We start from the raw sequence: 25,274 nt of genomic DNA, 5'->3' as shown, positions 1-25,274 counted from the left end.
TTAACGGAGAAATGAGGGAATGATATGGAACAGAAGGTACTAAAACGAAAATGGGTGCAAGTGGAAGATATTATCATTGCATACCAGCAGCTAAAGGATATCGTTGCCCATACGCCGTTACAAAAAAATGAACGTCTTTCTGAAAAGTACTCCTGTAATGTTTACTTAAAACGGGAGGATTTGCAGCATGTTCGTTCTTTTAAGTTAAGGGGTGCCTATTACAAGGTTAAATCCTTAAGTACGGAGCAACTCAAAAATGGGGTTGTTTGTGCGAGTGCTGGTAACCATGCACAGGGAGTGGCTTTTGCTTGTCGCCATTTAGGTGTGCACGGGAAAATTTTTATGCCAACGACGACTCCAAAGCAAAAAATAAAGCAGGTGGAGCTGTTTGGACGTGACAACGTCGAAATTATATTAGTAGGGGATACCTTTGATGCATCCTCCCGAGAGGCTTTCATTTGTGCGGAGAATGAAAATCGTGCTTTTATCCATCCTTTTGATGATGAAATGGTGATTGCCGGGCAAGGGACTGTTGCTGTAGAAATTCTGAATGATTGTGAAGAAAAGATTGATTATGTCTTCGGCAGCATTGGAGGAGGAGGCTTGATGTCTGGCCTAAGCACCTACATTAAGAGCATCTCTCCAACAACCAAATTGGTTGGTGTGGAATCTGTTGGGGCGCCTTCTATGAAGACATCGATTGAGCAAGGAACGGTTACTGCACTTGCAGATATTGACAAATTCATCGACGGTACTGCTGTCATGTGTGTTGGAAGCAAGACCTTTGATATTTGTCAGGACCTTTTAGATGATATTTTGCTTGTATCAGAGGGGAAGGTATGCACCAGTATTTTGGAGCTTTATAATGAGCATGCGATTGTCGCAGAGCCTGCTGGTGCGTTGACGATTGCCGCACTTGATTTATATAAGGAGGAAATTAAAGGGAAGACCGTTGTCTGTGTGATAAGTGGAGGCAACAATGATATCGGAAGGATGCAAGAGATTAAGGAGAGATCCTTGCTCTATGAAGGCCTTTTATATTACTTCATTGTTAATTTTCCGCAGAGAGCCGGTGCATTAAGAGAGTTTTTAGACGAGGTATTGGGTCCTACTGATGATATTACAAGGTTTGAATACACGAAAAAGAACAACAAAGAAAACGGTCCTGCATTAGTAGGGATTGAACTTCAGAAGAGGGAAAACTATAATGATTTAATAAGTAGATTAAATAAGAAGGGTTTTTCCTATACTGAGGTTAATAAAGACAGGGATCTATTTAATTTACTCATTTGAGCCATACTTGAAAATGATGTAAGTCACAAAAAAGAAAATTTCATAAAGAATGTGAAGATCTTATGAACAATCATCGATATCTCCCATAAAGGGCTCGAAAAATACTATAATCATTATGTATTACAAGTTATTAATAAAGGGGTTGTTCTACCATGTTATCAAACATCGGAGTACCTGGATTAATCTTGATTTTAGTTTTAGCTTTAATTATCTTCGGTCCGAAGAAACTTCCAGAGATCGGCAGAGCTTTTGGGCAGACCCTTCGTGAATTTAAGAAATCTACTCGTGAATTAACAAGTGATGTTATGGAAGAGTTCGAAGAAGAAAAGAAAGAAATCAAAGAAATGACAAAAATTACAAAATAAGGTGTGAGATTTTTATCTTACACTTTTTTTCTTCATTGAAATGATTGGAATTCATGCTATACTAATTCCGCAAGCCGTCTTCATAATGGTAGGCTTTGTTAATAAACACTTGTTGATATAGCCTTATACTTGTGCGTGAACGGGTTTTATTCGGTGCGAATATCTTAGTGAACGCACATGTATAAGGCGGTATCTGGCAGAGTCTAATGATAAAATAATTTACGACAATTAGTAGGCAGGAGAACACACAGTATGGAAGATAAAGAACTAAACCTAATTGAGCACTTGGATGAATTAAGAAAAAGATTAATTATATCTGTAGCCGCTTTTCTCGTTTTTTTTGTAGTAGGCTTTATTTATGTGAAGGAAATATATAATTGGTTTGTACGTGATTTAGATGTGAAGCTAGTAGTGCTTGGACCGAGTGATATTGTCTGGATCTATTTTATGATTGCAAGCGTTATTGCGATTGCCGGTACCATTCCAGTCATAGCTACGCAGCTCTGGTTGTTCGTCAAACCTGCATTAAAGCCAATTGAAAAGAAAATTTCTCTTTCCTATATCCCAGCTCTATTTATTTTATTCATCGTAGGGCTATCCTTTGGATATTTTATTATTTTTCCGACCATCATGCAGTTTTTAGTTGATATTAGTGGAGACATGGTTGTAACGAACTTTACCGCGGAAAAATACTTCCGTTTTATCATGCATATGACTCTTCCTTTCGGATTCTTGTTTGAACTACCAGTTGTGGCAATGTTCTTAACATCGCTTGGAATCATTAATCCATATATCCTCCAAAAGATGAGGAAGTATGCATACTTTGTTCTTGTTATCATAGGTGTCGTTATATCACCGCCCGATATTATGTCAGATACGCTCGTTTCGATTCCGTTGCTATTCCTTTATGAAATCAGTATTAATTTATCAAAAATTGTCTATAAGCGAAAACTAAAGAAGGAAAAAGAATGGGCGGAACAATTTGAGGAACAAGCGGAAGAAGATAAAGATGAGGTAGTAGAGTAATTATTAGAACAAACCGGGCTTTTTGCTCGGTTTTTTTATTTGGTTTTTCCTGTTTAAAGAGCTATAATGTTCTTAATAAAGAACAAAAGAATAGGCTCTTTTGAAATGGGGAAAATTAAAGTGGACATGAAATGGAAAAATAGATTGAATGATCGAAATGAGTAAAATATTCATTTTCTTATCTGTATTAAATGTATTCGATGGTTTTGTCACGTTTATAGGTGTCCGTGGTGACATGATTGAAGAATATAATCCTTTTATGGCATATTTAATCGATGTCGCCCCATGGTCTTTCTTAATTGTCAAAGTATTGTTATCGTTATTCCTGCTAATTATTTCTCGAATTCTAATGGAACAGTCCATCTCATTTATTTTAAGATTTCTTGCTTTAATTTCTGTTACATTATATATTACGGTCACAGCAACTCATTTCGTCTGGCTTTATTTTCTGATTTTTTAATCCTGAATCCGCCTTATCGTTTGCTAGCAAATATCATCCGATGTGGAAGGCATATCATTTTCACAAAAATAGCTTTAAATCTGGCTGATTGTACGTGTATAATAGATAATAAGCTACATGACAATTAGGATGTGATGGATTGGGAAAGATTAAGATAGTTACAGACTCAACCGTGGATTTGCGCGATGAGGTTCTGCATAAATATGAAATAGAAGTTGTCCCCTTGTCTATTCATATAGATGGACAAACCTATATAGATCGAGAAGATATTACACCTGAAGAATTTATGGTCAAAATGAAATACGCAGAGGAATTACCTAAGAGTTCTCAGCCACCAACAGGTGTATTCTTAGAGCTTTATGATCGCTTAATAGATGAGGGATATGAAGTGATTTCGATTCATATGACTGGTGGAATGAGCGGTACGGTTCAGTCTGCAGAATCGGCTGCAAGTATGGCGAAGGGAAAGGTGACGGTGATTGATTCCCGCTACATTTCAAGAGCCTTAGCCTTTCAAGTAATCGAGGCTGCAAAAATGGCCCAGGCGGGAAAAACAGTGGAAGAAATTGTGGCTTCTGTAGAGAATATTAGGGAAAATACAAGATTGTTTGTTTATGTGGATACGCTTGAAAATTTAATCAAAGGTGGGCGGATCGGGAAAGGAAAAGCAATGATTGGCTCCATCTTGAATATTAAGCCGATTGCTTCACTTGAAGGCGGAGTTTATTCTCCTGTTGCAAAGGTAAGAAGCCATACACAAGCGGCAAAGTATTTGGCAAAGGAATTTGCGGAGGATGTCAAAGGAAAGACGATTAAGGGTGTTGGGCTTGTGCATGCAGAGGGAGTGGAATTGGCTCACAAAATTAAGCAAGCCATATTTGAGCTCACTGGCTATGAAGTGAAGGATATTGACTATACAACACCAATCGTAAGTACACATACTGGTCCAGGTGCAATTGGATTTATGTATTATGTCGAATAATGAAGACAGCAAAAAAATGGACCTCTAGGTCCATTTTTTTTATTTTAGGAGGATTATTCATCATTCTGTCGAAAAGAAGAGGTAATAGAACATTTGGGATGCAGAATACGAGGTTAAATTATGTTTAAATATTTTCAAAAATTGACCATAAATAGTAAATTGATGATCCTTACATTGTTTATTACTTTTTTAGTTGTCATTATTACAGGGGGCATTTCATTCTTTCTTCAAACGAAAGCGATGAAGGAAAATCTCACAAGTCATGTAGCTGAAATATCAAGCCTATTCAGTTCAACCATCAGCTCCCAGGATTTAGCAGAGATCATTGAATTAAAGGATAAAACGAGTCCGACTTATCAAAAATTAGCATCACACTTGAATCTCATAAATGAAAGTGACACCAAATATTTACATGCTTGCATCGTAGCACCAAAGCTAATCGATAACGAGGTTTTTTTTCTCGTCCCATCTAGCAAGATGACGGAGGAGCCCTTCTCAACAATTGATACGAAGGATGAATTCAAAGAGGCATTGCTAAAATCGGCCTATTATAAGAAGGTTACCCATAGTAAGGTATATCGCGAGCATGGAAGTTATTGGATTGCTGCATTTGCGCCAATAGTCGACCGAAACAATCAAATTTTGGGCGCCGTGGCAATTAGTGGAGATGTCTCCGTAATTGGTTCTTTTTTTGAAGAAATGCTCTATTATTTTTCAGTTATTTTTATTATCATCACTTGTTTAGTGTTCTATCTTTTTAAATGGGGCTTAAGAAAGGTTCTTGCCCCAATGAACGAGATCATGAATGGAATCAATGAAGTAAGCAAGGGGAATTTTCAAGTGAAGCTTCCTGCGAGAGACCAATCTGATCTTGGAAAGTTAACAGAACGTTTTAATCATATGACAGAACAGCTGTCACTTTTATTCGAACGGTTAACTTTAACCTCTAAGCAACTAGGAAAAGAGGGCTATTCATTCCGTCAGGCTTCCGCTTTTGAAGAAGCTATCGGAGAAATGGAGCATATTATTCAACGGACAAAGATCCTCAAGGAATTACAGCGAGCGGAAAAAATGAATGCAATTGGCCAGCTTGCTGCATCGGTTGCCCATGAAATTCGAAATCCGATGACAGTAGTGAAGGGCTTTTTGCAAATCTTCAAATCAAAAAAAGAGCTGTCCTCCGAGGAGCAAATGTTCATCAAGCTGATGATTGATGAAATGAATCGAGCGGAAACCATTATTAATGATTATCTCTCCTTAGCAAAACCTGATATGGAGAGTACTGAAAAAGTAGATGCCGTAGATTTGGCTCATAAGGTCATGGAGCTCATGAATTCCTATGCATTAATGTCCAAGAATATCAATTTAGATATTTTTACGGAGGAAGAGGTTTTTGTTAATGGGAATCGAAGTGAGCTCAAACAAGTGCTCATCAATATATTGAAGAACGGGATCGAAGCCTTGAAGGATGGGGGAACTTTAAGTTTACGAGTATATCGGAATGAATCCTTTGGTATATTTGAAGTGAAGGATAATGGAATCGGCATGACGAGCGAGGAACTAGACCGTTTAGGGACAGCCTTTTATTCCCTCAAGGAAAAAGGGACGGGGATGGGCCTCATGGTTTGCTATCAAATCATTGAGAGAATGAAGGGGAGAATTGATGTCGTCAGTGAAAAAAATGTCGGGACTACGTTTACGATAAGTGTGCCGTTGGATGAAGAAATGAGAGAATCATAGTTTTGAAAGTATCGCTCACAGCTTCGCCATACTTTTTTCTTTCTTCTTTCATAACTGTCTGCTACAATGAACCTTGAATGAATTGGGGATTGCAGGTGAAAACATGAAGTCACGTCGTATTTTGATGGCATTAATGGTCTTGGTTTTGTTATCCGCATGCGGAAACACAGGGATTAAGGATCCTTTAAACTATCACATTAAAGATTTTACATTTACTGATCATGAGGGCAAAAAATTTGGGCTGAAGGACTTAAAAGGAAAGGTCTGGGTGGCCGATTTTATCTTCACAAATTGCACAACCATTTGCTCACCAATGACTTTTAATATGGCAAAGCTGCAAAAGATGGCCAAGGAAGAGGGCATTGAAAATATTGAATTTGTCTCTTTCTCTGTTGATCCTGAAGTGGATACACCAGAAAAATTGAAGGAATACGGAAAGAACTTTGACCTCGATTATAGCAATTATCATTTTTTGACTGGTTATGATCAAGCCTTTATTGAATCCTTCGCCTTAGATAACTTTAAGGCTTTAGTGAAAAAACCGGAAAATGAGGATCAAGTGATCCATCAAGGCTACTTTTATTTGGTCGATCAAAAGGGAACAATTATGAAATATTATAAGGGTTCGCAAGATACTCCTTTTGCCGATATTATTACAGATATGAAGGCGTTACAATAGATCTTAATTTAAGGTCTATTTTTTTTATGCGGTTATAGACTTTGTTATAGCTTCTTTTCCGCCTTATGCGTATGGGCTCACTAAGTTGCTTGTACCAAGCAAAACACGCTCACTCCATACACATAAGGCTGCAATTAATACTGAACTCTGAATAGCTTTGCTTTTCGAGGAAATGAATCCTTGTTATAATGAATAAGGTAAAAAATAATAGCAGACAATAAAAGGATGGTGAAAAGATGAAGAAAATATTCACCTCTTTTTTTCTTTGTTTCTTTCTTTTAGCAGGATGTAGCAATGAGCCATTATTAGATAGGTCTATGGCGGTTAAACAATCAACGGTTGACCTAAAAGAGAATATTACATCTGATTTTATTCCAAGTACCTATACCATTGTTTCAATTGGTGATTCATTAACTCAGGGGGTAGGAGACAGTACAAAAAGAGGTGGCTACCTTCCTTATTTGGAGGAGCGCCTCGAAGAAGAAAAGAGTGTAGAAGACGCTGTTTTTTATAACTTTGGTGTAAGTGGGAATCGTACTTCACAGGTCCTCAATCGGGTAAAGACGCAAGAAGTGAAAGCAGCTCTTAAAAAAGCGGACATCGTCATGATCACGACAGGTGGAAATGATGTCATGAAGGTGGTAAGAGAGAATTTTACAGGACTACAGCTTGAGGATTTCGATAAGGCCTTAATTGGCTATGAAAAAACGCTCTCATCTTTAATTCAATCGATTCAAAAAGAAAAACCGGATGCGACGATCGTATTAATCGGACTCTATAATCCGTTTTATGCTTATTTCAATGAAATGAAAGAATTAGATATGGTTATGAAAAAGTGGAATCAAGTAAGTCAATCCGTATTGCAGAAATATGAAAATACCATATTTGTTGATATTGCTGATGAATTCAGAGAGAATGAAGAAAATCTACTTTACACTGATTATTTTCATCCAAATGATCAAGGGTATCAGTTGATTGCTGAAAAAGCTTTTACAACCCTTCAGGATGAAGCCCTTCATGATCTTGCAGATAAGAAGTTTTTAGCTATGAAAAAGGGGAATGAAGAGGATGAATAAAAAATGGAAGCTTTTGTTTTTTCTCCTTTTAGGAATCAACATCCTCGTGATTTTCCTGATGGTGATTCTAATCAATCTTCCTATTGAGGATGAGGCTGTACCTAAAAGCAATGAAAAAGCAGGTCGAGATGTCCAATTTAAGATCCAAACGAACAAACAGGACTTGAATCAAATTATTAACCATTATATTGAAGAGGAAGGATTTAAAAGTCCAATTGATTATAAAGTTATGCTGCAGGATGAGGTTGAACTTCTTGGAACGATGAAGGTCTTTACCCAAGATATCGAAATGAAGCTCACATTTGAACCAGAGGCGCTGCCAAATGGAGATCTTATTCTTAGGCAAAAATCAATTTCTGTCGGACAACTTCCTCTACCAGTCTCTTTTGTGCTCAAATTTATTAGAGACCAATATGATTTTCCTAAATGGGTCACGATTCAGCCAAATGATGAGCTGATTTATGTTTCCTTACAGGAGATGAAGCTAAAAAGTGATATAAAAGTAAGGGTCAATAAGTTTGATTTGAAAAATGATGATATTCAATTTACATTACTCGTTCCAACTGCTCAACAATAGGATGAACAAAGGGGTGTGGCATTATGGAGAATCAAAGCTATGAGCTCGCTACTTTTGCTGGTGGTTGTTTTTGGTGTATGGTCAAGCCCTTCGATGAACAGCCGGGCATTATCAAGGTGGTGTCTGGCTATACCGGAGGACATAAGGAAAATCCGACCTATGAAGAGGTTTGCAGTGAGACAACGGGACATCTTGAGGCGGTGCAAATTACCTTTGATCCAGCTGTCTTTCCTTATGAAAAGCTGCTCGAGCTTTATTGGCAGCAAATTGATCCAACGGATCCAGGCGGCCAGTTTTATGACCGTGGGGAGTCCTATCAAACAGCGATTTTCTATCATAATGACGAACAAAAGAGACTAGCTGAGGAATCGAAAAACAAACTGCAGGATAGCGGTCGTTTTAACAAACCGATTGCGACCAAAATTCTTCCCGCAAAGCCGTTTTACGAGGCAGAGGAATACCACCAGCATTTTTACAAGAAGAATCCTACCAGGTATCAAGCCTATAGCCATGGTTCTGGACGAGAGGCATTCAAATCAAAGTACTGGGGTGACTGAATTGAATAACAGTGATTATAAAAATCTTAAAGAAAAATTAACTCCTCTTCAATATGAGGTAACACAAAATAATGGCACGGAGCCTCCCTTTCGTAATGAATATTGGAACGAATTCCGCGAGGGGATTTATGTAGATATTATTTCTGGTAAGCCTTTGTTTAGCTCAAAGGATAAATTTGATGCGGGATGTGGATGGCCGAGCTTCACAAAACCGATTGAAGAGGAAGAGATTAAGGAGAAACAGGATTTCAGCCATTTTATGATCCGAACCGAGGTACGCAGTAAAACGGCCGATTCTCATCTTGGTCATGTATTTGATGATGGACCAGGGCCAACTGGTTTACGGTACTGTATCAACTCAGCTGCCATCCGATTTATACCAAAGGAAAAGCTTGAGGAAGAGGGCTACGGAGAGTTTTTGCAGCTATTTAATGATTAGAATTTGAAATATTAGGGATATCTCTACCAAAAGAGGTATCTTTTTTTTATGTATCTTGAATTAGTGCTAAAGGAATATATCCGAACGATATAGTTAAATATAAATTAATAGTTCGTATTTTAATGTTGACCATAAATATTTTGTCTGATATATTATGTAAGGGATTGATAAATACGAAAATTGATGATTCGATGGCGATAGATAGCGAATATGCGGAACAACAGGGGGAATAGTAGATGAAAACAAATTATGACGTGATCGTTGTAGGTGCAGGACCTGCTGGAATTTTTACAAGCTATGAACTAATGCTAAAAATGCCGGAAGCAAAGGTTTTGCTAATTGATAAGGGACATGATATTTATAGGCGAAATTGTCCGATTTTGCAGAAAAAGATAGAAAAATGTCCACCTGCTGCTGGTAGGAAGGAATTTGCTGGCTGTCTCCCTGCCTGTTCGATTACAAATGGCTTTGGTGGAGCTGGGGCTTATTCAGATGGAAAATTCAATATTACGAGTGAATTCGGGGGATGGATGACCGACTATTTGCCAGATTCAAAGGTGGTTGAATTAATCAAATATGTGGATGAAATTAATTTAAAGCATGGGGCAACAAGAAGCATTACTGATCCATTAACACCTGAAGTCAAAGATATTGAAAGAAGGGCCTATGCGGCGGGGCTGAAGCTATTGCGCGCCCAGGTAAGACATTTGGGAACGGAGCAGAATCTGCAAATTTTGATGGATATTTATGAGCATTTGAAAGAGCATATTGACATGGTCTTTAAGACGGAAGTCGAGGACTTGGTTACAGAAAAGCAATCAGGTGGTCATAAGGTTACGGGAATCAAACTAAAATCAGGTGAAACGATCACCGCTGATAAAGTGGTCATCACTCCTGGGCGTGATGGGTCTATATGGCTGTCAAAGCTTCTAAAAGCACGCCGCCTTAAAATGATTAGCAATCAGGTGGATGTAGGGGTCCGGGTTGAGACTTCAAATATCGTTATGGAAGAAATTAATGAACATCTGTACGAGGGGAAATTTACCTTTAACACCTCCGTTGGAACAACCGTCCGTACCTTCTGTAGCAACCCATCCGGTCATGTGGTTGTAGAAAACCATTCGGGAACAATGCTGGCCAATGGACATGCCTATAAGGATCCGAAGCTTGGCAGTCCGAACACGAACTTTGCTTTGCTTGTCTCCCATACGTTCTCAGAGCCATTTGACAAACCAAATGAATATGCCATTGCTATTTCGAAACTGGCTAATGCCTTATCAAACGGTGGCATCATCGTTCAAAAATATGGAGATATTTTAAAAGGGAGAAGATCTACTGAAAAAAGGATTAAAGAAGGCTTCCTTGAGCCAACCCTTAAAGAGGCTGTCCCTGGAGATTTAGGTTTGGTTTTACCGTATAACACGTTAAAGAGCTTGATTGAAATGACTGAGGCATTAAACGTTGTCTCACCTGGTTTAGCGTCTGAGCATACGCTGTTCTATGGTGTCGAAGCAAAATTTTATTCGGCCCGTCCAAAGCTTAATGACCGCTTTGAAACAGAAATTAGCGGCTTGTATGTGGGCGGTGATGGTGCTGGAGTGACAAGAGGACTTGCTCAAGCAAGTGCATGCGGAGTTTGGATTGCGAGAGATATTGTCGAAAAAGCAAAAAGTGGCAATATAAAAGATAAAGCAACTGTTTAAGTGTGAGGTCTGTCTACATGGCAGGCCTTTTTGATTTCTTTTCATTCATCCCATGATCCGTTACAATTTATGTAAGCGTCAATTTTACTTGGAAGGGGAGAAATGTAAAATATGAAGCAATCCTTATGGATAAATGGAAACGAGGTTGAAACGAAGGAATATGCTAGCTTGTTCAGTCCTTACAATCAAGAGCTGATTGCCGAGGTTTCTGTGGCTGCAGAGTCCGATATTGTGCGTGCAATCGATGCAGCCGCTAAGGCAGCAGGTACATTGCGGAACATGCCTGCCTATGAAAGAGCCGATATTCTTGATAGAGTCGTAGAATTGCTCAAAGAACATAAAGACGAATGCGCTCGCATCATTGCCTTGGAAGCGGCAAAACCTCTGAAAGCGGCTAGAGGAGAAGTCGAACGGACCATCATGACCTACAAATTTGCCGCCCAGGAGGCAAGAAGGTTGGTTGGTGAAACAATCCCAATGGATGCTGCTCCAGGTGGAGAGAACCGTGTTGCTTATACAGTCAAAGAGCCCCTAGGTGTTGTGGCAGCCATTACACCCTTTAACTTTCCTATGAATCTAGTTGCACACAAGGTTGGTCCTGCCATTGCAAGTGGAAATACGGTTGTCTTGAAGCCAGCCTCTCAAACCCCATTATCTTCATATAAAATTGCACAATTTTTTCATAAAGCTGGATTACCAAACGGAGCCCTGAATGTCGTCACAGGAAGTGGAAGAGTCATCGGAGATGTCCTGTTAGCAGATGAACGAGTTGAAATGATAACGTTTACAGGAAGCCCTGAAGTGGGCAAATATATTCGCGAGAATGCTGGTTTAAAAAGGGTTACATTAGAATTAGGATCAAATTCAGCTGTTATTGTGGATGAACATTCCAAAATAGAGGAGATCGTCCCAAGAATCGTATCCGGTGCCTTTGTCTTTCAAGGTCAGGTCTGTATTTCTGTCCAGCGTATCTACGTTCATGAGAATTTGTATGACCCATTCGTTGAACAATTCCTTTCAGAAGCAAAGAAGCTTGTGATCGGAAATCCCTTTGATGAAAGCACCGATATTTCTGCCATGATTTCGCCTACAGAGAAGGAAAGAGTATTGGGCTGGATTCGGAGTGCAGAAAGTCAGGGGGCCGAGATTGTATTAGGTGGGAAGGAAGAAAATGGAGCCCTTCAGCCTACTGTTCTACTAAATGTTCCGCCAAATGAGAAGATATCCTGCGAAGAGGCCTTTGCCCCTGTAGTTCATATCAATCGAGTCAGCTCTTTTGAGGAAGCAATTGAGCTTGTCAATGAATCAAAATATGGTCTGCAGGCTGGTGTGTTTACACAGGATGTCCAACGGGCATTCAAGGCGGCAAAGGAATTACATGTCGGTGGAGTGATGATTAACGATATCCCAACCTTCCGGGTCGATCATATGCCGTATGGGGGCGTGAAGCTAAGCGGAATGGGACGGGAAGGAATCAAATATGCTATGGACGAGATGACTGAACTTAAGCTCATTAGTTTTAAACTATCGTAGGGAAAAATGGATTGCTTATCGAAAGGAGTGAAAGAACATGCCAGCAACGACCTCTTTTCTAAAGGGAGAGCAATATATGCTAGAGATATTTTCCGATCCCTTTAACAAGCGAATACGCATTGATGATTTGCGGGGGGATCTTGATAAAGCCATTGAAAAGGCAGAGGAAATAGCGAAGGAGGAAATGGCTGAGAAGCTGATTATTAAGGGGAGAAGGGAGCAGTTTTTACCGCTTATCGAAAAAGGATATCAGTGTGAGGCATTGATTGATCGCTATTTTTTAGGGTCTGACGGTTATTTCTTTTGCAAATATTTCTCAAATGAGCGCAGGAATAGCAATGACATTCTTAAGGAGGATGGAATTGTAAAAAATGTACAGCTGTTGGAGCGGAGCTTTGAAGGGGTCGCTCCTCCAGAGGAGTATAAGTTAACCCTTATCGGTAAAGAGGATGCTAGAAGGCTTGCAGAGCTTTATCAGCAGGTGTTTAAAATTTATCCTACACCATTGCATGAACCTGGCTATATTGAAAAAACGATCGATGAAGGGACCATTTATTATGCCTTCTACTGTGAGGAGAAAATCGTTAGTGCGGCATCCGCTGAGGTCAACAATTTTTACCAAAATGCTGAGCTGACAGATTGCGCTACCTTACCTGAACATCGAAAATACGGATTGATGAAGATTCTACTAGAGAAACTCGAGGAACAGCTAGTCAAGCAAGGCGTCTATTGCTCCTACTCCATAGCGAGAGCCCTCTCCTTTGGCATGAATGCTGCGCTGCATCAGCTTGGATATGCTTATCGTGGAAGGCTAACGAATAACTGCTATATTTTTGATAAGATTGAGGATATGAATGTGTGGGTGAAGGATTTAAGTAAGATGTAGCATAGGATGCCGAATAATTGCCACTTCATGCTGACTTTTCGGCACCGAACATAGATGGCAGGTGATGAGGTGACAGAGGGGATTGCAATTTCAAGTGAAGTGCTAAAAGCGATTTTATCGCGAATTGATGAAGGAATTCATGTCGTCGATACAGATGGAAAAACTATTTTTTATAATGAAGTAGCTGCCAACCATGACGGACTAAAGGTTACTGATGTAATCGGAAAACCACTTCTTTCCGTATTTCCTTCATTGAATGAGAGCACAAGCACCTTGCTTAAGGTTTTGGAAACAAAAAAGGCTATTTACAACCAGGCACAGGCCTATACGAATGTCTACGGGAAGAAGATTGAAACGATGAATACGACGCTGCCGATTTTTGTTAAAGGGGAAATGGTCGGTGCCATGGAAATTGCCAAAGATTATACAAGTATGAAAAGATTATCTGAACAGCTAGTGGATCTACAAAAAAAGCTCCTTGCGAAAAAGAAGGTTCCAAAAAAGCAGAGTGTGGTTACCTATACTTTGGACGATCTTTTAACAGTGAATTCAGAGTTCGCCAAGGTAAAGAAAGAAGCTGAAAAACTAGCAGCCTCCCATTCACCCATTCTGGTGTACGGAGAAAGTGGTACGGGGAAGGAGTTATTTGTGCAGGGGATTCATCATGCCTCTGTACGGGCGGGGTTTCCTTTTATCGCTCAAAATTGTGCGGCCATTCCAGAAACCTTACTTGAAAGCATTCTCTTTGGGACTTCAAAGGGGAGCTATACAGGGGCAGTTGAACGCCCAGGATTGTTTGAACTTGCTGATGGAGGTACACTTTTTCTCGATGAGCTCCACGCGATGCCGATAGACCTTCAGGCAAAGCTCCTTCGTGTTCTTGAGGATGGGATCATTAGAAGGGTTGGCGGTACAAGGGATACGGTTGTAGATGTGAGAGTGGTCGCTGCCATGAATGTCCATCCGAAGCAAGCCCTTGAACAGAAAATGCTTCGTCCTGACTTATTTTATCGCTTAAATGTGCTGATGTTTGAACTTGCTCCATTGAGAAAGAGAACGGAGGATATCCTTTATTTAACAAGGGTTTTTATAGAGAAATTCAATCGGATTCTTAAAAAGCAGATCGAAGGCATAAGTGTGGATGTAGAGCAGATTTTCTTAAGCTACAATTGGCCAGGAAATGTGCGGGAATTAAAGCACACGGTCGAATATATGATGAATATGTGTGAGAGTGAGTTATTAGAAATAGAGCATCTTCCGATTATGCTGAGGGAACAGGTCAGTAAGGAGCAGGTGAAACTTCTTGATTCAGAACATTCGGTCTCTTTTCGTAAGAATGTAGAGAATTTTGAAATGGAATTAATTAAGAAGGCGCTCTCTGAAACGAAAGGGAATATTCAGCAGGCGGCTAAGCGGCTGCATATTCCGAGGCAAACTCTGCAGTACAAAATTCATAAATATCAACTGAACCAACATGCCGAATAATCGGCATGTTTTCTTTTTGAGCAAGGGATTTATATGATAAAACCATTGAAAATAGTGTTTTCTCTCCCCTATTAGCTTTGGCATAATTCTTGCATGATTAATGGCAAATACGAAAATAGGGGGAAGTGAAATGAGACAAAGCTTATATAAGCCAGAACGGCATTGGAAGGATATCGAATTATGGAAGGATGTCACAGAAGAGCAGTGGAATGATTGGCTGTGGCAGCTTACAAATACAATCAGAACCCTTGATGATCTCAAGAAGGTAATCAATCTTACACCAGATGAGGAAGAGGGAGTTCGTATTTCAACGAAAACCATTCCATTAAATATCACTCCATATTATGCATCCCTCATGAATCCAGATGATCCACGTTGTCCGATACGCATGCAATCAGTACCCGTTTCAAAGGAAATCCACAAAACGAAATACGACCTTGAAGACCCACTACATGAGGATGAAGATTCTCCCGTTCCTGGCTTAACGCATCGTTATCCAGATAGGGTACTATTTCTTGTCACAAACCAATGCTCCATGTATTGTCGATATTGCACAAGGAGAAGATTTTCCGGACAAATTGGAATGGGGGTTCCAAAGAAGCAGCTGGATGACGCCATTCAATATATTCGCCAAACACCGGAAGTCAGAGATGTCCTTATCTCAGGTGGGGATGGGCTTTTGATTAATGATACGATCCTCGAGTATATTCTAAAGAATTTGCGTGAGATCGACCATGTGGAAATCATTCGCATAGGTACCCGAGCTCCTGTTGTGTTTCCGCAAAGGATTACGGAGAATTTATGCAATATTCTTAAAAAATATCATCCGATCTGGTTAAATACGCATTTCAATACCTCGATTGAGATTACCGAGGATTCCAAAAGAGCATGCGAAATGCTGGCTAATGCGGGTGTACCTGTAGGAAATCAATCTGTTATTCTTGCAGGAATCAATGACAGCGTGCCAATTATGAAGAAGCTGATGCATGACCTTGTGAAAATCCGCGTCCGTCCATATTATATTTATCAATGTGACCTATCAGAGGGGATCGGACATTTTAGAGCCCCTGTTTCTAAGGGACTGGAAATTATTGAAGGCTTGCGTGGTCATACTTCTGGATATGCTGTACCAACCTTTGTCGTCGATGCCCCAGGTGGAGGAGGGAAAATTGCTCTTCAGCCAAACTATTTGATTTCTCAAAGCGCTGACAAGGTCGTTTTACGAAATTTTGAAGGAGTGATAACGACCTATCCAGAACCAGAATCCTATACCCCAGGCACAGCTGAAGGCTACTTCAAGAAAATCTATCCAGATATGGAGCAGAAGCGTTCCAATATTGGTGTTTCCGCACTTATGAACGATCAACAATTCAATCTAGTTCCAAACGGAATTGAGCGATTGAACCGTCGGGAGCAATACGAGAAAGACCCGACACATGCAACATTGAAAAATAAACGGGGGAAACGCGATGAATTAAAGGAGAAGAAATTTATGGCGCAGCAGGCGAAAATGCAAACAACCACGCCTGAATCAAAGGAGGCCTAACTCTTGCAAAAAGTCTGTGATTGGTGTGAAAGTGATCAGATTTTTAACGACAAACAGTCTGTATATTGGGAACTGCCGGATGGAACAAAGGCGATAGAAATATTAGAGACGCCGGCAATTGTTTGCAAGGACTGTGGGATGATCTATCAAGAAGAGAGCATTATTAGGGTGATTGAGGATCAGCTCTTTCTCATAAATACAAAACAGCTTGATAAAACCATTTCCTATGAAAAGTTAATGGAGCAGCCTCGATTGTTAAAGAGAAATTACTTTGATTTTTCCTCCTAAGTGGCAGAATTTGAAAATGTCACATTTTCTTCACTGATTTTTCACAATTATTATTTTCTTGATCCTTATAATAAGGATTAGGGTAATGATTGAAAAATGGGGGAAGAAAGATGAAACTTGCATTATTAATTATGCTGGCAGCGGCTCTATTTGTTCTATTCGGTTGTGGGTATTATCTAGGTGTAATCAAGGAAAAGTTTGGTAGAAACTGGCTCTATGCTGTACCAATAACCATTGCAATATTAATGTTTAATATCGTCCTCGCTATCTATGAATTGTCCAAGACAGCTAGATGGCAATAAGAAAAGGGAAGAGCGCTTGTCCATTAGTTAGGCAATAGGAAAAGCGTAGTTCGAAAAATCCGATCATTCGATCGGATTTTTCTATGGGTAGACGGGCTTGGTGGAAATCCGATATAGTAAAAGACATATTGAAAGCAAAAGGGGAAATATTGTATGTTGAAATCCTTTTATCATTTTCTTATGAAATACAGGCATCCCAAGCCGAGTAATGCCATTAGTCAATTTGCCAATGATGCCTTCCTTGATCATGGCTTTCCAAAAAACAGTGAGGATTATGACGAGTTAAGTCGTTACTTGGAACTAAATGGACAATATCTTCCAAGCATGACCGTATTTGATGACGCATGGGAAATGTACTTATTACATGAAAAAAGATAGTCCAATAAACGCTCTCAACTGAGGCGTTTTTTATAACGGAAATGTTAGTCGGTTGGGATGCCAGCCGACTTTTATAGATCGACAATCTAAGTAGCTGTTCCCGTTTTTTGCTTCATAAACGATTGGAGCGTACGATTTATCGACTGCTGCATATAATGTAGCAACTTAAACTTGCGACTCATCGCCTGAGGAGCTGGAACAAATGAATGAAAGGAATAGAGCGAAATTTAAAATCGGTGATACAGTCGTGATCACAAAGAGTGGAACAGTAGGAAAAATAACTGATGTCAAATGGTTAGATGGAATGCATGTCTACAGGATAAATGGGAGCGATGGATTGTTTATGGAATTCAGTCTTCAATCCTTAGCTGAATTTGAAGGTAATGTCATGGAGAAGGAGCGAATTGACATTGAATACCGCTATTTTATCGGGGATATTGTTCAAGTAAAGGAATATGGTGCCGACTTATTTAGGGTGGTCGGTTTTAGAACAGAAATATGGAGATATAAGGAAGATGCTTGGGAAGATATCATTTACGAATTATCACGGATCAGTGACGGAGAATGGCTTGAGGCCGGGGAAGAAGAGCTCATGCTAATTGTTGATGCTGAAAGTGCTGATACGTTTATTCAGAAGCTAGGGCTCCTATACTTTGCTAATAAAAAGCAAAGACCACTCGAATTAACTCAGCCTATCACCTCGTTCAGAAAAGCTGAGAAAGAATATTTACACAAGAAGAAGGAATTAAGCCAATTGATCGATGGATTACTTGATATTTATAATGACTATGCCCTATTATTCGATATGTTTCACGATGAAGAATACAAGCAAATCATGAAGGTCATTCTTCGAAAACTCCAATTAATTGTTAATAATAGCCGCCCACTTAACAAGAGCTAGGCGGAACCTAAACAAAGAAGAGCATATAAGCTAATAAGGGTACTCCTAAAATGCACACCCCTTTAAAAAGGATTGACGTTATCTTTTCAAATATAGCTAGAGTAACACTATTTTCCTCATTAACATCCTTCCTAAATGATTCAAAAGCCTTTGAAATGGTTATCATCTAATTATTCCTCCATTCAAAATGAACTTATAAATCATCCTATGCTCGTCCAGTGGATAAATATGCCTAATGATTAGCAAGGAAACAAGAATGAAAAAGGTTTTAGCATCATACATTCTGTACAAAGGGGGCGATGCTGTGAGAGAGATCGATGTATTCATTGATACGGAAGAAATTGCAGATTTTTTCTTCAAGGAGCTAATTCGAAGAGGATACGCACCTACTGATACAGAACTAGAGGAGCTCGCAGACATTACTTTTGAATATTTATTAGCAAAAAGTATTATTGACGAGGAAATGGAGGATATATGAAGGCAATTAATCCTAAGCCTTATGGAAAATGTTCGCCAGAAAAGGTGAACATTTTTTGGTGGAAAGAAACAGTTTTTTGTTTTGACATGAAACTTATCGATATATGAACACGTAATAGAATATAAATCAGCTAATTTGAGAATGAAATAGGGGAGGATTAACGGATGTCTTTTTTTAATAAGATATTTGCGAGTGTTGGTATAGGTGCTGCTAAGGTTGATACAAAGCTGGAAAGAGATACAGTCGCACCCGGAGAAGAGATAAGGGGAGTTGTCGAGATTCAAGGTGGAAACCTTGAACAGCAAATCGATGCAATTTATTTGACTCTTAATACCTCCTATATCGTGGAAAAGGATGACAAAAGGTTTCATCAAACAGGTCAAATTGATCGGTTCCGATTAACTGAGCCATTTACCATTCGACCGAATGAAAGAAAGCAAATTCCAATTTCGTTTCGCTTACCAAGTGATACACCACTCACTATCGGTAGAACGAAGGTTTGGGTTGCTACCGGGTTGGATGTGAAAAATGCTGTGGATCCAACAGATAAGGATTATTTAAGGGTTGTCCCCAATCAATTGATGGAATCCGTCTTTAATGCTGTCAGTGATATGGGATTCAGGCTGAGAGAAGCCGAATGTGAGCAAGCACCTTATCGACTTAGACGCAGATTGCCATTTATCCAGGAGTTTGAGTTTGTCCCTATTTCAGGCGCCTTTCGTGGACGACTTGATGAGCTCGAGCTAGTCTTTTTTCCAAACTCAAGCTCAGACATGGAGATTATGATGCAGGTTGACAGAAGAGCGAGGGGATTAACCGGTCTATTAGCTGAAGCTTTAGAAATGGATGAAACGAATGTACGAGTAACAGTTTCTACAGCTGATATCCCAGCTATGAGACAGAAAATCGAAAATGTCATTAGACAGTTTTCATAATGAATACAGGTAGAAATAATGTGTCCCCCTAAGTTTGGCTAGGGGAACACATTATTTTTATTGCGTGTCTTTTCGTTTTCGGGCTGAATGCTCCTTCGCATGCGCCTCATGTTCCGCAACGATATCCTCTGCAGGAATATGGTTATTCTTCTTCGGTTGATTAATTCGATTGCGATTCTTTTTTCCCATAGCGGCCTCCTATGATTTCTTATGCTGTCTTCTAACCGTCAGCGATGTATGTGGTTCCGTATTGGATCTTGATGACGGATTTGTCTCATTTGCATGCTGGACAGCCTGCCGTAATTTTTTGCTCATTTTTTCCTTCGCCATGAAAATTCTCCTCCTTTATCAGCCCTAAAAATAGCATTTCCCCTTTGAACAAAAAAATCTATACCAATTTCTTTCTACAAACCTTATATAAAAGGGTATAATAAACATGGCTCTTTATTTATCGTAGGAGGAGATACATATGAGTATACATATTGGAGCAAAAGAAAATGAAATCGCTGACACAGTCTTATTACCTGGGGATCCATTGCGTGCCAAATATATTGCAGAGACATTTTTGGAAAATGTGAGTTGCTATAACGAAGTTCGCAATATGTTAGGCTACACAGGTACCTATAAAGGGAAAAGAATTTCAGTTCAAGGGACAGGCATGGGAGTACCATCCATCTCCATTTATATTAATGAGCTTATGCAGAGCTATGGTGTACAGAATCTTATACGGGTTGGAACTTGTGGTGCGATCCAAAAGGATGTAAAAGTAAGAGATGTCATTCTTGCCATGAGCGCATCTACTGATTCTCAAATGAACCGGTTCATCTTTGGGGGAATTGACTATGCCCCGACAGCTGATTTTGAGCTTTTGAGGAAGGCCTATGAAGCTGGGGTAGAAAAGGGTCTGCATTTAAAAGCTGGAAATGTATTTACGGCTGATATGTTTTATAATGATCATGCAGATCATGAAAAATGGGCGCAATACCAAATCCTTGCAATTGAAATGGAAACAGCTGCTCTGTACACACTGGCGGCAAAATATGGACGCAAGGCATTGTCAGTCTTAACTGTAAGTGACCATATTTTAACGGGAGAAGAAACCACTGCAGAGGAAAGACAAACAACATTCAATGAGATGATCGAGGTAGCACTGGAAGCCGTGACGAAATAACTGTTTATTTAGCTTCACTTTTTTAATAAAGTGGAGCTATTTTTGTACCCGAACTAATTTTCAGCTACTAATTTCCCTATCCTTCTGGGCGAAGTTATTGTAGAATAAATAAGTATATTTTATATGAATTTGAAAAAGATTTGGTGGGTAAGAATGAAAAAATTAATGATCATTGGTTGTACATTAGGTATTATTGGATTTTTGAGTGGCTGCAGTCCATTTCATGGCTTTGTGGATAAGATTCCGTTTGTAAACTCAAACGATGAGCATCAAGGAGCACAGAAAACAAAACAAGAAAAGCCTAAAGCAGAGGAAACCCGTCCTACCTTAGATTCTCAATTCTTTAATGATATTAAAGAGGTAGACGGAAAAATGGTGATCCAAAATCCGTTAAACATCCTGGCTTTAGTCAACAAGGAATTCGCATTGCCCTCTGATTATTCACCTGAGGATTTAGTTCGCCCCAATGTTGATTTTTCATTTGGTGACGTTGATATAGAGAAAAGCTATTTGCGTAGAGAAGCTGCCGAGCGCTTAGAATCGATGTTTGAGGAAGCTCAGAATAATGGGGTAGAGCTCTTTGCTGTTTCAGGCTATCGTTCCTATACACGTCAAAAAAATGTTTTTGATGCCAAGTCCAACCAAGTGGGACAGGCCGCCGCTGCAACTGTTGTTGCCATTCCTGGCTATAGTGAACATCAAACAGGCCTTGCGATGGATATTTCTAGCCGCAGTGTTAGACTCGAATTGATCGAATCATTTGGTGAAACGAAGGAAGGGAAATGGCTGGCCAGCAACGCTCATAAATACGGCTTTATTTTAAGATATCCAAAAGGGAAAGAAAGCATTACCGGATATCAATATGAGCCATGGCATTTCCGTTATGTTGGAGTAGATGCGGCAACTACGATTTATAAACAGCAGTTAACGCTTGAGGAATACTTTAAGATCGTCGAAAAAATATAGTGATCATAATTTGTTAATATTTTATTAACAGTCTGTCCGTTTTTCTTTGTTAATTTTTTTATAAAAATGTTATTCTAAATACTAAGGTTCGACCGAAATGAAAGTGGTGAATGGTTTGGAAAACGAAGACGTAAACAAAGAGCAAGGCGAGAACCAATCTGGTTTCATTCAGATGAAAAAGTTCCACTTCGTCATGCTTTTGTTCTTTGTTGTATTTTTATCAGCAGGGATTACCACCTTTGCATTGGCATTTGGTGATGAAAAAGCAGTTCCTGTAATAAAAGAAAGAAAAGAGTTTGAGAAGCTGTATACGGCTTTTGACACGATTAAGGAGAATTATTATAAAGATGTTGATGAAAATAAGCTGGTGAATGGTGCCATCAATGGAATGGTCGAATCGCTGGATGATCCATACTCTGATTATATGAATGAAGATGAGGCGGCAAGCTTCCATCAAAGCATTTCCTCCTCCTTTGAAGGGATAGGTGCTGAAATCCAAGAAAGAGAGGGTTTTATCGTCGTAGTATCACCTCTGAAGGGATCGCCTGCGGAAAAAGCTGGAATCAAGCCAGAGGATAAAATTTTGGCTGTAGACGGTAAGAGCATACAAGGCATGAGCTCAACAGAGGCCGTCATGCTCATTAGAGGGAAAAAGGGAACAAAGGTTGAACTGACGATACAGCGTCCTGGACAAACCGAACCTATAAAAATTACTGTTGTTCGTGACACAATCCCGCTAGAGACAGTGCATGGTGAAATGATTGATGAATCGATTGCGAAGGTGCAAATTACGTCGTTTTCTGAGAATACATCGAAGGAGTTGGTCGATGTATTGAATGATTTACAAAAACAGGGAATGAAGGGCATCGTTCTGGATTTACGTCAGAACCCTGGTGGTCTTTTAGATCAAGCGATTAAAATTTCCAGTCTGTTTGTCCCAGAAGGGAAGGTTCTTTTCAAAATAGAGGACCGTGATGGAAATATTGAGGAAATGAAGTCAAGTAACAAGAACAGCTCAAATATTCCTCTTGTGGTCGTGATTGATAAGGGCAGTGCAAGTGCTTCTGAAATATTCGCTGCGGCTGTTAGTGAATCGGCAGGGGTTCCTTTAGTCGGGGAAAAATCCTTTGGGAAAGGTACGGTACAACGTCCACAGGATTTTGATGACGGCTCTACTTTGAAGTTTACAACGGAGAAATGGCTAACACCGAAGGAAAATTGGATTCATGAGAAAGGAATCAAGCCTGATTACGAGGTGGCCCTACCTGATTATTCAACCTTAACCTTGATTAATCCTGAGGAAGAATTTAAGCTATCAAGTACGTCCGCTCAAATCAAATCAGCGCAAGGTATGTTAAAAGCCTTAGGATATGACCCAGGAAGAGAAGATGGATTCTTTGATGAGAAAACAGAGTCAGCCTTGAAGGCATTCCAAAAAGCGGAGAATTTAGAACCGAATGGGGTTCTGAAGGGTGAGACAACCCTGAAGCTGATGGAAAAACTAAGAGAGCTGATCAACCAAAATGATACTCAAATTCAAAAAGCAGTTGAGCTATTAAAGCAACAACTCAATTCTTAACCCTCCAATGCGGAGGGTTTTTCTGTCTATTTAGGGTACTAGTGATTTCGTTATCGTGGATAACTAGTTTATCGAATATTTTTACTCATGGGCTTAGCCCTTCAAATCATTTGTAACAAGAAGGGAAATCGGCTAAAATGACTCCTTAGAGATAATTTTTGTCTAATGTTAGGGAAAGAGCTGTACTAGAGGTGATGAATTGTTACAGGTTGTAGAGTTAAATGAGCAGCTCAGGGATTATATTTTGAACCTAGAAACTGCAAGTTCGGTTATTTGCAGCAGACTTGAGGAGCGATATCGCCAGGAATTCGAAAAATTTGGCGTGGAAATTTCGATTGAATTTCTAAGAACTCGAAAAGGAAAAATGGCTGAATCGAATCAAATATTCGAGGAACATTATGAGTCCTATATTGAAATTGGAATCGAAGAAGAGCAGGAGTATTTTCCAAATGCCTATATTCCTATTTGGCGATGCAGGAAGGAAATGTTTCAGAATATCGGATACTTAACGAAAAATGACCCAACGACAATTGAAAAAAAAATCAATTGCTTAGTAGAGGAAATGATTCATGATCGAATAGAGGAAACAGATAGAAACCACAAAATAGATGAATGACTCATGGGCTCACAGGGGAAACTCTCCATATATATTTTTTGTCTTGATACTTTTGGAGAAGTGAGGAAATATGAGAATAATTGTTATAGGTCTTATATTCTTTGTTCTCTTTACCGGAAATTCTGCTGTTTTAGGAAAGAAAAATTCTGACTCCTCTACTGAAATAGAGATGATTCCGTGGGAGGAGGTAAATGAACTAATTCCTAAATATACGAAATTCATTGTCCGAGATGTACTGACAGGGAAAGAATTTCGGGTTCAGAGACGGGCGGGCAGCCGACATGCGGATGTACAGCCACTTACAAATAAAGATACAAGAATCATGAAGGAAATCTATCAAGGAAAGTGGAGCTGGAAGAGAAGGGCGATCCTGGTCATCCATGATAAGAAAAAGATTGCTGCATCCATGCACGGAATGCCTCATGGAGCAGGGGCACTTCAAAATAACTTTCCAGGGCATTTCTGCATCCATTTTTATGGAAGTACCACCCATCGGCGGAATTTCATGGATTTATCCCATAAGCTAATGATTCTAAAAGCGGCGGGAAATCTTGAGAGATATCTTCAAAAAGCGACTCCTTATGAACTTGTCAGTGCTTTTGTGGCGGGGATAAAGGAGGACGATGAAAGGATTATTGATTTAACTACTGAGCAGAATCTCGATTGGTCGGAAATATTACCACGGGTAGACAGTGTCGCTATTACAAAGATGCCCATGTTGCCGGAAGAGGATTTGGAGGGCGTCTTAACACTCTCTATTCCAATTGAAATGGACTGGCTCTTGAGAGATCAAGGAAGAAAACGCATCGATGGAGAAATTCATCTTATTCGGCTTTCTCCCTACGGAGGTTGGAAAATTGATGCCCATTCCTTTTTAGAGGTACAAGGTCTTAAAAAATAACGCTTGAGCTACTCAAGAGTTATTTTTCTCGCCAAACTTGATAAATGTCTTTTCATCCTCAATGAGACCACATACCGCACATTGAACACGAGTGCTCGGACCATTATAAGCCATGTGGAAGGGGCTTAACTGTTCATTACTCGTATATTCCTCAATGACATCGCCTGTACTTGGATCCATTTTTACAGCCTGTGCATCCTGCCTGATTATATTAAAACGACTTCGGTTCGTTTTACAATTTGGACAACAATAGGGTGTGCTCACGCTCAGGACTCCTTTCAATGAATATGGCTTCTGTTATTTTTTGCGTTTGACCGATGATTTATGTATTTTTCGCCACAATTTCACAGTTTTCTCACAATCCTAGGCTATAATGATGGTAGCTTTGAGAAAAGAGCCTGATAAAATGGCG

At 39.6% G+C, this 25,274-nt stretch carries 30 protein-coding genes; 27 read left to right on the top strand and 3 right to left on the bottom strand.

The window, feature by feature from the left end:
* Positions 1–24 precede the first annotated feature (24 nt).
* The 22 genes from ilvA (at position 25) to J2S07_RS06815 (ending at position 19,629) form a co-directional block, all read left to right on the top strand.
* A complete protein-coding gene (ilvA, locus tag J2S07_RS06920) occupies positions 25–1,293 on the top strand; it encodes a threonine ammonia-lyase IlvA (RefSeq protein WP_307149684.1) in 1,269 nt (422 codons plus the stop codon).
* 152 nt (positions 1,294–1,445) lie between these two features.
* Entirely contained in the window at positions 1,446–1,658 is a 213-nt protein-coding gene (locus J2S07_RS06915) for a twin-arginine translocase TatA/TatE family subunit (protein WP_307149683.1), read from the top strand.
* A gap of 252 nt (positions 1,659–1,910) precedes the next feature.
* Positions 1,911–2,684, top strand: a complete 774-nt coding sequence (gene tatC / locus J2S07_RS06910; protein WP_307149682.1) for a twin-arginine translocase subunit TatC — start codon at positions 1,911–1,913, stop codon at positions 2,682–2,684.
* A 157-nt stretch (positions 2,685–2,841) separates the two neighbouring features.
* On the top strand, positions 2,842–3,144 hold the full coding sequence (locus J2S07_RS06905; protein ID WP_307149681.1) for a DUF5658 family protein: 303 nt from the start codon (positions 2,842–2,844) through the stop codon (positions 3,142–3,144).
* A 139-nt stretch (positions 3,145–3,283) separates the two neighbouring features.
* The gene (gene fakB, locus J2S07_RS06900) at positions 3,284–4,126 is read left to right on the top strand and encodes a fatty acid kinase binding subunit FakB (RefSeq protein WP_307149680.1); all 843 of its coding nucleotides are present in this window, start codon (positions 3,284–3,286) and stop codon (positions 4,124–4,126) included.
* A 120-nt stretch (positions 4,127–4,246) separates the two neighbouring features.
* Positions 4,247–5,866 (top strand): ATP-binding protein, encoded by a 1,620-nt coding sequence (locus J2S07_RS06895; RefSeq protein ID WP_307149679.1) that lies wholly within the window; start codon positions 4,247–4,249, stop codon positions 5,864–5,866.
* A gap of 103 nt (positions 5,867–5,969) precedes the next feature.
* Positions 5,970–6,545 carry an SCO family protein gene (locus J2S07_RS06890; RefSeq protein ID WP_307149678.1) on the top strand — a complete coding sequence of 192 codons (576 nt, stop codon included), beginning with the start codon at positions 5,970–5,972 and terminating at the stop codon, positions 6,543–6,545.
* A 236-nt stretch (positions 6,546–6,781) separates the two neighbouring features.
* Positions 6,782–7,621 carry an SGNH/GDSL hydrolase family protein gene (locus J2S07_RS06885; protein ID WP_307149677.1) on the top strand — a complete coding sequence of 280 codons (840 nt, stop codon included), beginning with the start codon at positions 6,782–6,784 and terminating at the stop codon, positions 7,619–7,621.
* Positions 7,614–8,198: a YpmS family protein gene (locus J2S07_RS06880; protein ID WP_307149676.1), complete on the top strand. Its 585-nt coding sequence runs from the start codon at positions 7,614–7,616 to the stop codon at positions 8,196–8,198. The genes J2S07_RS06885 and J2S07_RS06880 overlap by 8 nt, the downstream gene beginning before the upstream one ends.
* 23 nt (positions 8,199–8,221) lie before the next feature.
* Positions 8,222–8,755: a peptide-methionine (S)-S-oxide reductase MsrA gene (gene msrA, locus J2S07_RS06875; RefSeq protein WP_307149675.1), complete on the top strand. Its 534-nt coding sequence runs from the start codon at positions 8,222–8,224 to the stop codon at positions 8,753–8,755.
* A gap of 1 nt (position 8,756) precedes the next feature.
* Positions 8,757–9,194, top strand: coding sequence for a peptide-methionine (R)-S-oxide reductase MsrB (gene msrB / locus J2S07_RS06870; RefSeq protein WP_307149674.1), 438 nt, complete (start codon positions 8,757–8,759; stop codon positions 9,192–9,194).
* 236 nt (positions 9,195–9,430) lie between these two features.
* A complete protein-coding gene (locus tag J2S07_RS06865) occupies positions 9,431–10,897 on the top strand; it encodes an NAD(P)/FAD-dependent oxidoreductase (protein ID WP_307149673.1) in 1,467 nt (488 codons plus the stop codon).
* 111 nt (positions 10,898–11,008) lie between these two features.
* Positions 11,009–12,430 (top strand): aldehyde dehydrogenase family protein, encoded by a 1,422-nt coding sequence (locus tag J2S07_RS06860; RefSeq protein ID WP_307149672.1) that lies wholly within the window; start codon positions 11,009–11,011, stop codon positions 12,428–12,430.
* 37 nt (positions 12,431–12,467) lie between these two features.
* A complete protein-coding gene (gene ablB / locus J2S07_RS06855; protein WP_307149671.1) occupies positions 12,468–13,316 on the top strand; it encodes a putative beta-lysine N-acetyltransferase in 849 nt (282 codons plus the stop codon).
* 69 nt (positions 13,317–13,385) lie between these two features.
* Positions 13,386–14,801, top strand: a complete 1,416-nt coding sequence (locus J2S07_RS06850; protein ID WP_307149670.1) for a sigma-54 interaction domain-containing protein — start codon at positions 13,386–13,388, stop codon at positions 14,799–14,801.
* Between the two features lie 130 nt (positions 14,802–14,931).
* Positions 14,932–16,347 (top strand): lysine 2,3-aminomutase, encoded by a 1,416-nt coding sequence (gene kamA / locus J2S07_RS06845; protein ID WP_307149669.1) that lies wholly within the window; start codon positions 14,932–14,934, stop codon positions 16,345–16,347.
* 3 nt (positions 16,348–16,350) lie between these two features.
* Positions 16,351–16,635: a YokU family protein gene (locus tag J2S07_RS06840; RefSeq protein ID WP_307149668.1), complete on the top strand. Its 285-nt coding sequence runs from the start codon at positions 16,351–16,353 to the stop codon at positions 16,633–16,635.
* Between the two features lie 110 nt (positions 16,636–16,745).
* A complete protein-coding gene (locus tag J2S07_RS06835) occupies positions 16,746–16,937 on the top strand; it encodes a hypothetical protein (protein ID WP_307149667.1) in 192 nt (63 codons plus the stop codon).
* A 156-nt stretch (positions 16,938–17,093) separates the two neighbouring features.
* A complete protein-coding gene (locus J2S07_RS06830) occupies positions 17,094–17,315 on the top strand; it encodes a YozE family protein (RefSeq protein ID WP_307149821.1) in 222 nt (73 codons plus the stop codon).
* 202 nt (positions 17,316–17,517) lie between these two features.
* Entirely contained in the window at positions 17,518–18,216 is a 699-nt protein-coding gene (yodN, locus tag J2S07_RS06825) for a germination protein YodN (RefSeq protein ID WP_307149666.1), read from the top strand.
* A 304-nt stretch (positions 18,217–18,520) separates the two neighbouring features.
* Complete coding sequence (locus J2S07_RS06820) at positions 18,521–18,694, top strand: YozD family protein (RefSeq protein ID WP_307149665.1); 174 nt, start codon at positions 18,521–18,523, stop codon at positions 18,692–18,694.
* Between the two features lie 164 nt (positions 18,695–18,858).
* Complete coding sequence (locus J2S07_RS06815) at positions 18,859–19,629, top strand: sporulation protein (RefSeq protein ID WP_307149664.1); 771 nt, start codon at positions 18,859–18,861, stop codon at positions 19,627–19,629.
* Between the two features lie 57 nt (positions 19,630–19,686).
* Here the strand turns inward: J2S07_RS06815 and yoyE are convergent, their stop codons facing one another.
* Positions 19,687–19,818 carry a protein YoyE gene (gene yoyE, locus J2S07_RS06810; protein WP_307149663.1) on the bottom strand — a complete coding sequence of 44 codons (132 nt, stop codon included), beginning with the start codon at positions 19,816–19,818 and terminating at the stop codon, positions 19,687–19,689.
* Positions 19,819–19,827: 9 nt separating this feature from the next.
* Positions 19,828–19,959, bottom strand: a complete 132-nt coding sequence (locus J2S07_RS06805) for a hypothetical protein (protein WP_307149662.1) — start codon at positions 19,957–19,959, stop codon at positions 19,828–19,830.
* A gap of 139 nt (positions 19,960–20,098) precedes the next feature.
* Here J2S07_RS06805 and deoD point away from each other — a divergent pair, with 139 nt between their 5' ends.
* The 5 genes from deoD (at position 20,099) to J2S07_RS06780 (ending at position 24,862) form a co-directional block, all read left to right on the top strand.
* Positions 20,099–20,800, top strand: coding sequence for a purine-nucleoside phosphorylase (gene deoD, locus J2S07_RS06800; RefSeq protein ID WP_307149661.1), 702 nt, complete (start codon positions 20,099–20,101; stop codon positions 20,798–20,800).
* A gap of 153 nt (positions 20,801–20,953) precedes the next feature.
* The gene (locus tag J2S07_RS06795; RefSeq protein WP_307149660.1) at positions 20,954–21,766 is read left to right on the top strand and encodes a M15 family metallopeptidase; all 813 of its coding nucleotides are present in this window, start codon (positions 20,954–20,956) and stop codon (positions 21,764–21,766) included.
* Between the two features lie 97 nt (positions 21,767–21,863).
* Positions 21,864–23,345, top strand: a complete 1,482-nt coding sequence (locus tag J2S07_RS06790; RefSeq protein WP_307149659.1) for a lmo1851 family serine protease — start codon at positions 21,864–21,866, stop codon at positions 23,343–23,345.
* Between the two features lie 199 nt (positions 23,346–23,544).
* The gene (locus tag J2S07_RS06785) at positions 23,545–23,961 is read left to right on the top strand and encodes a hypothetical protein (RefSeq protein WP_307149658.1); all 417 of its coding nucleotides are present in this window, start codon (positions 23,545–23,547) and stop codon (positions 23,959–23,961) included.
* A gap of 70 nt (positions 23,962–24,031) precedes the next feature.
* Positions 24,032–24,862 carry a hypothetical protein gene (locus J2S07_RS06780; RefSeq protein WP_307149657.1) on the top strand — a complete coding sequence of 277 codons (831 nt, stop codon included), beginning with the start codon at positions 24,032–24,034 and terminating at the stop codon, positions 24,860–24,862.
* A gap of 12 nt (positions 24,863–24,874) precedes the next feature.
* Here J2S07_RS06780 and J2S07_RS06775 read toward each other — a convergent pair whose 3' ends face one another.
* Positions 24,875–25,126: a DNA alkylation repair protein gene (locus J2S07_RS06775; protein WP_307149656.1), complete on the bottom strand. Its 252-nt coding sequence runs from the start codon at positions 25,124–25,126 to the stop codon at positions 24,875–24,877.
* Positions 25,127–25,274 lie beyond the last annotated feature (148 nt).

The organism is Anoxybacillus andreesenii, from assembly GCF_030813005.1.
GTDB classification, from domain to species: domain Bacteria; phylum Bacillota; class Bacilli; order Bacillales; family Cytobacillaceae; genus Robertmurraya; species Robertmurraya andreesenii.
The sequence above is the reverse complement of the archived record's forward strand: the minus strand, read 5'-3'. Positions and strand labels throughout refer to the sequence as shown.

Bases quoted from the DNA above. Each gene is read 5' to 3' on its own strand.
- kamA (WP_307149669.1), top strand. From the start codon at position 14,932: ATGAGACAAAGCTTATATAAGCCAGAACGGCATTGGAAGGATATCGAA.
- yoyE (WP_307149663.1), bottom strand. From the start codon at position 19,818: ATGGGAAAAAAGAATCGCAATCGAATTAATCAACCGAAGAAGAATAAC.
- tatC (WP_307149682.1), top strand. From the start codon at position 1,911: ATGGAAGATAAAGAACTAAACCTAATTGAGCACTTGGATGAATTAAGA.
- J2S07_RS06815 (WP_307149664.1), top strand. From the start codon at position 18,859: ATGTCTTTTTTTAATAAGATATTTGCGAGTGTTGGTATAGGTGCTGCT.
- ablB (WP_307149671.1), top strand. From the start codon at position 12,468: ATGCCAGCAACGACCTCTTTTCTAAAGGGAGAGCAATATATGCTAGAG.
- J2S07_RS06835 (WP_307149667.1), top strand. From the start codon at position 16,746: ATGAAACTTGCATTATTAATTATGCTGGCAGCGGCTCTATTTGTTCTA.
- J2S07_RS06895 (WP_307149679.1), top strand. From the start codon at position 4,247: ATGTTTAAATATTTTCAAAAATTGACCATAAATAGTAAATTGATGATC.
- msrA (WP_307149675.1), top strand. From the start codon at position 8,222: ATGGAGAATCAAAGCTATGAGCTCGCTACTTTTGCTGGTGGTTGTTTT.
- J2S07_RS06790 (WP_307149659.1), top strand. From the start codon at position 21,864: ATGAAAGTGGTGAATGGTTTGGAAAACGAAGACGTAAACAAAGAGCAA.
- yodN (WP_307149666.1), top strand. From the start codon at position 17,518: ATGAATGAAAGGAATAGAGCGAAATTTAAAATCGGTGATACAGTCGTG.
- ilvA (WP_307149684.1), top strand. From the start codon at position 25: ATGGAACAGAAGGTACTAAAACGAAAATGGGTGCAAGTGGAAGATATT.
- J2S07_RS06915 (WP_307149683.1), top strand. From the start codon at position 1,446: ATGTTATCAAACATCGGAGTACCTGGATTAATCTTGATTTTAGTTTTA.
- deoD (WP_307149661.1), top strand. From the start codon at position 20,099: ATGAGTATACATATTGGAGCAAAAGAAAATGAAATCGCTGACACAGTC.
- J2S07_RS06805 (WP_307149662.1), bottom strand. From the start codon at position 19,959: ATGGCGAAGGAAAAAATGAGCAAAAAATTACGGCAGGCTGTCCAGCAT.
- J2S07_RS06865 (WP_307149673.1), top strand. From the start codon at position 9,431: ATGAAAACAAATTATGACGTGATCGTTGTAGGTGCAGGACCTGCTGGA.
- J2S07_RS06890 (WP_307149678.1), top strand. From the start codon at position 5,970: ATGAAGTCACGTCGTATTTTGATGGCATTAATGGTCTTGGTTTTGTTA.
- J2S07_RS06880 (WP_307149676.1), top strand. From the start codon at position 7,614: ATGAATAAAAAATGGAAGCTTTTGTTTTTTCTCCTTTTAGGAATCAAC.
- J2S07_RS06885 (WP_307149677.1), top strand. From the start codon at position 6,782: ATGAAGAAAATATTCACCTCTTTTTTTCTTTGTTTCTTTCTTTTAGCA.
- J2S07_RS06905 (WP_307149681.1), top strand. From the start codon at position 2,842: ATGAGTAAAATATTCATTTTCTTATCTGTATTAAATGTATTCGATGGT.
- J2S07_RS06780 (WP_307149657.1), top strand. From the start codon at position 24,032: ATGAGAATAATTGTTATAGGTCTTATATTCTTTGTTCTCTTTACCGGA.
- J2S07_RS06795 (WP_307149660.1), top strand. From the start codon at position 20,954: ATGAAAAAATTAATGATCATTGGTTGTACATTAGGTATTATTGGATTT.
- J2S07_RS06860 (WP_307149672.1), top strand. From the start codon at position 11,009: ATGAAGCAATCCTTATGGATAAATGGAAACGAGGTTGAAACGAAGGAA.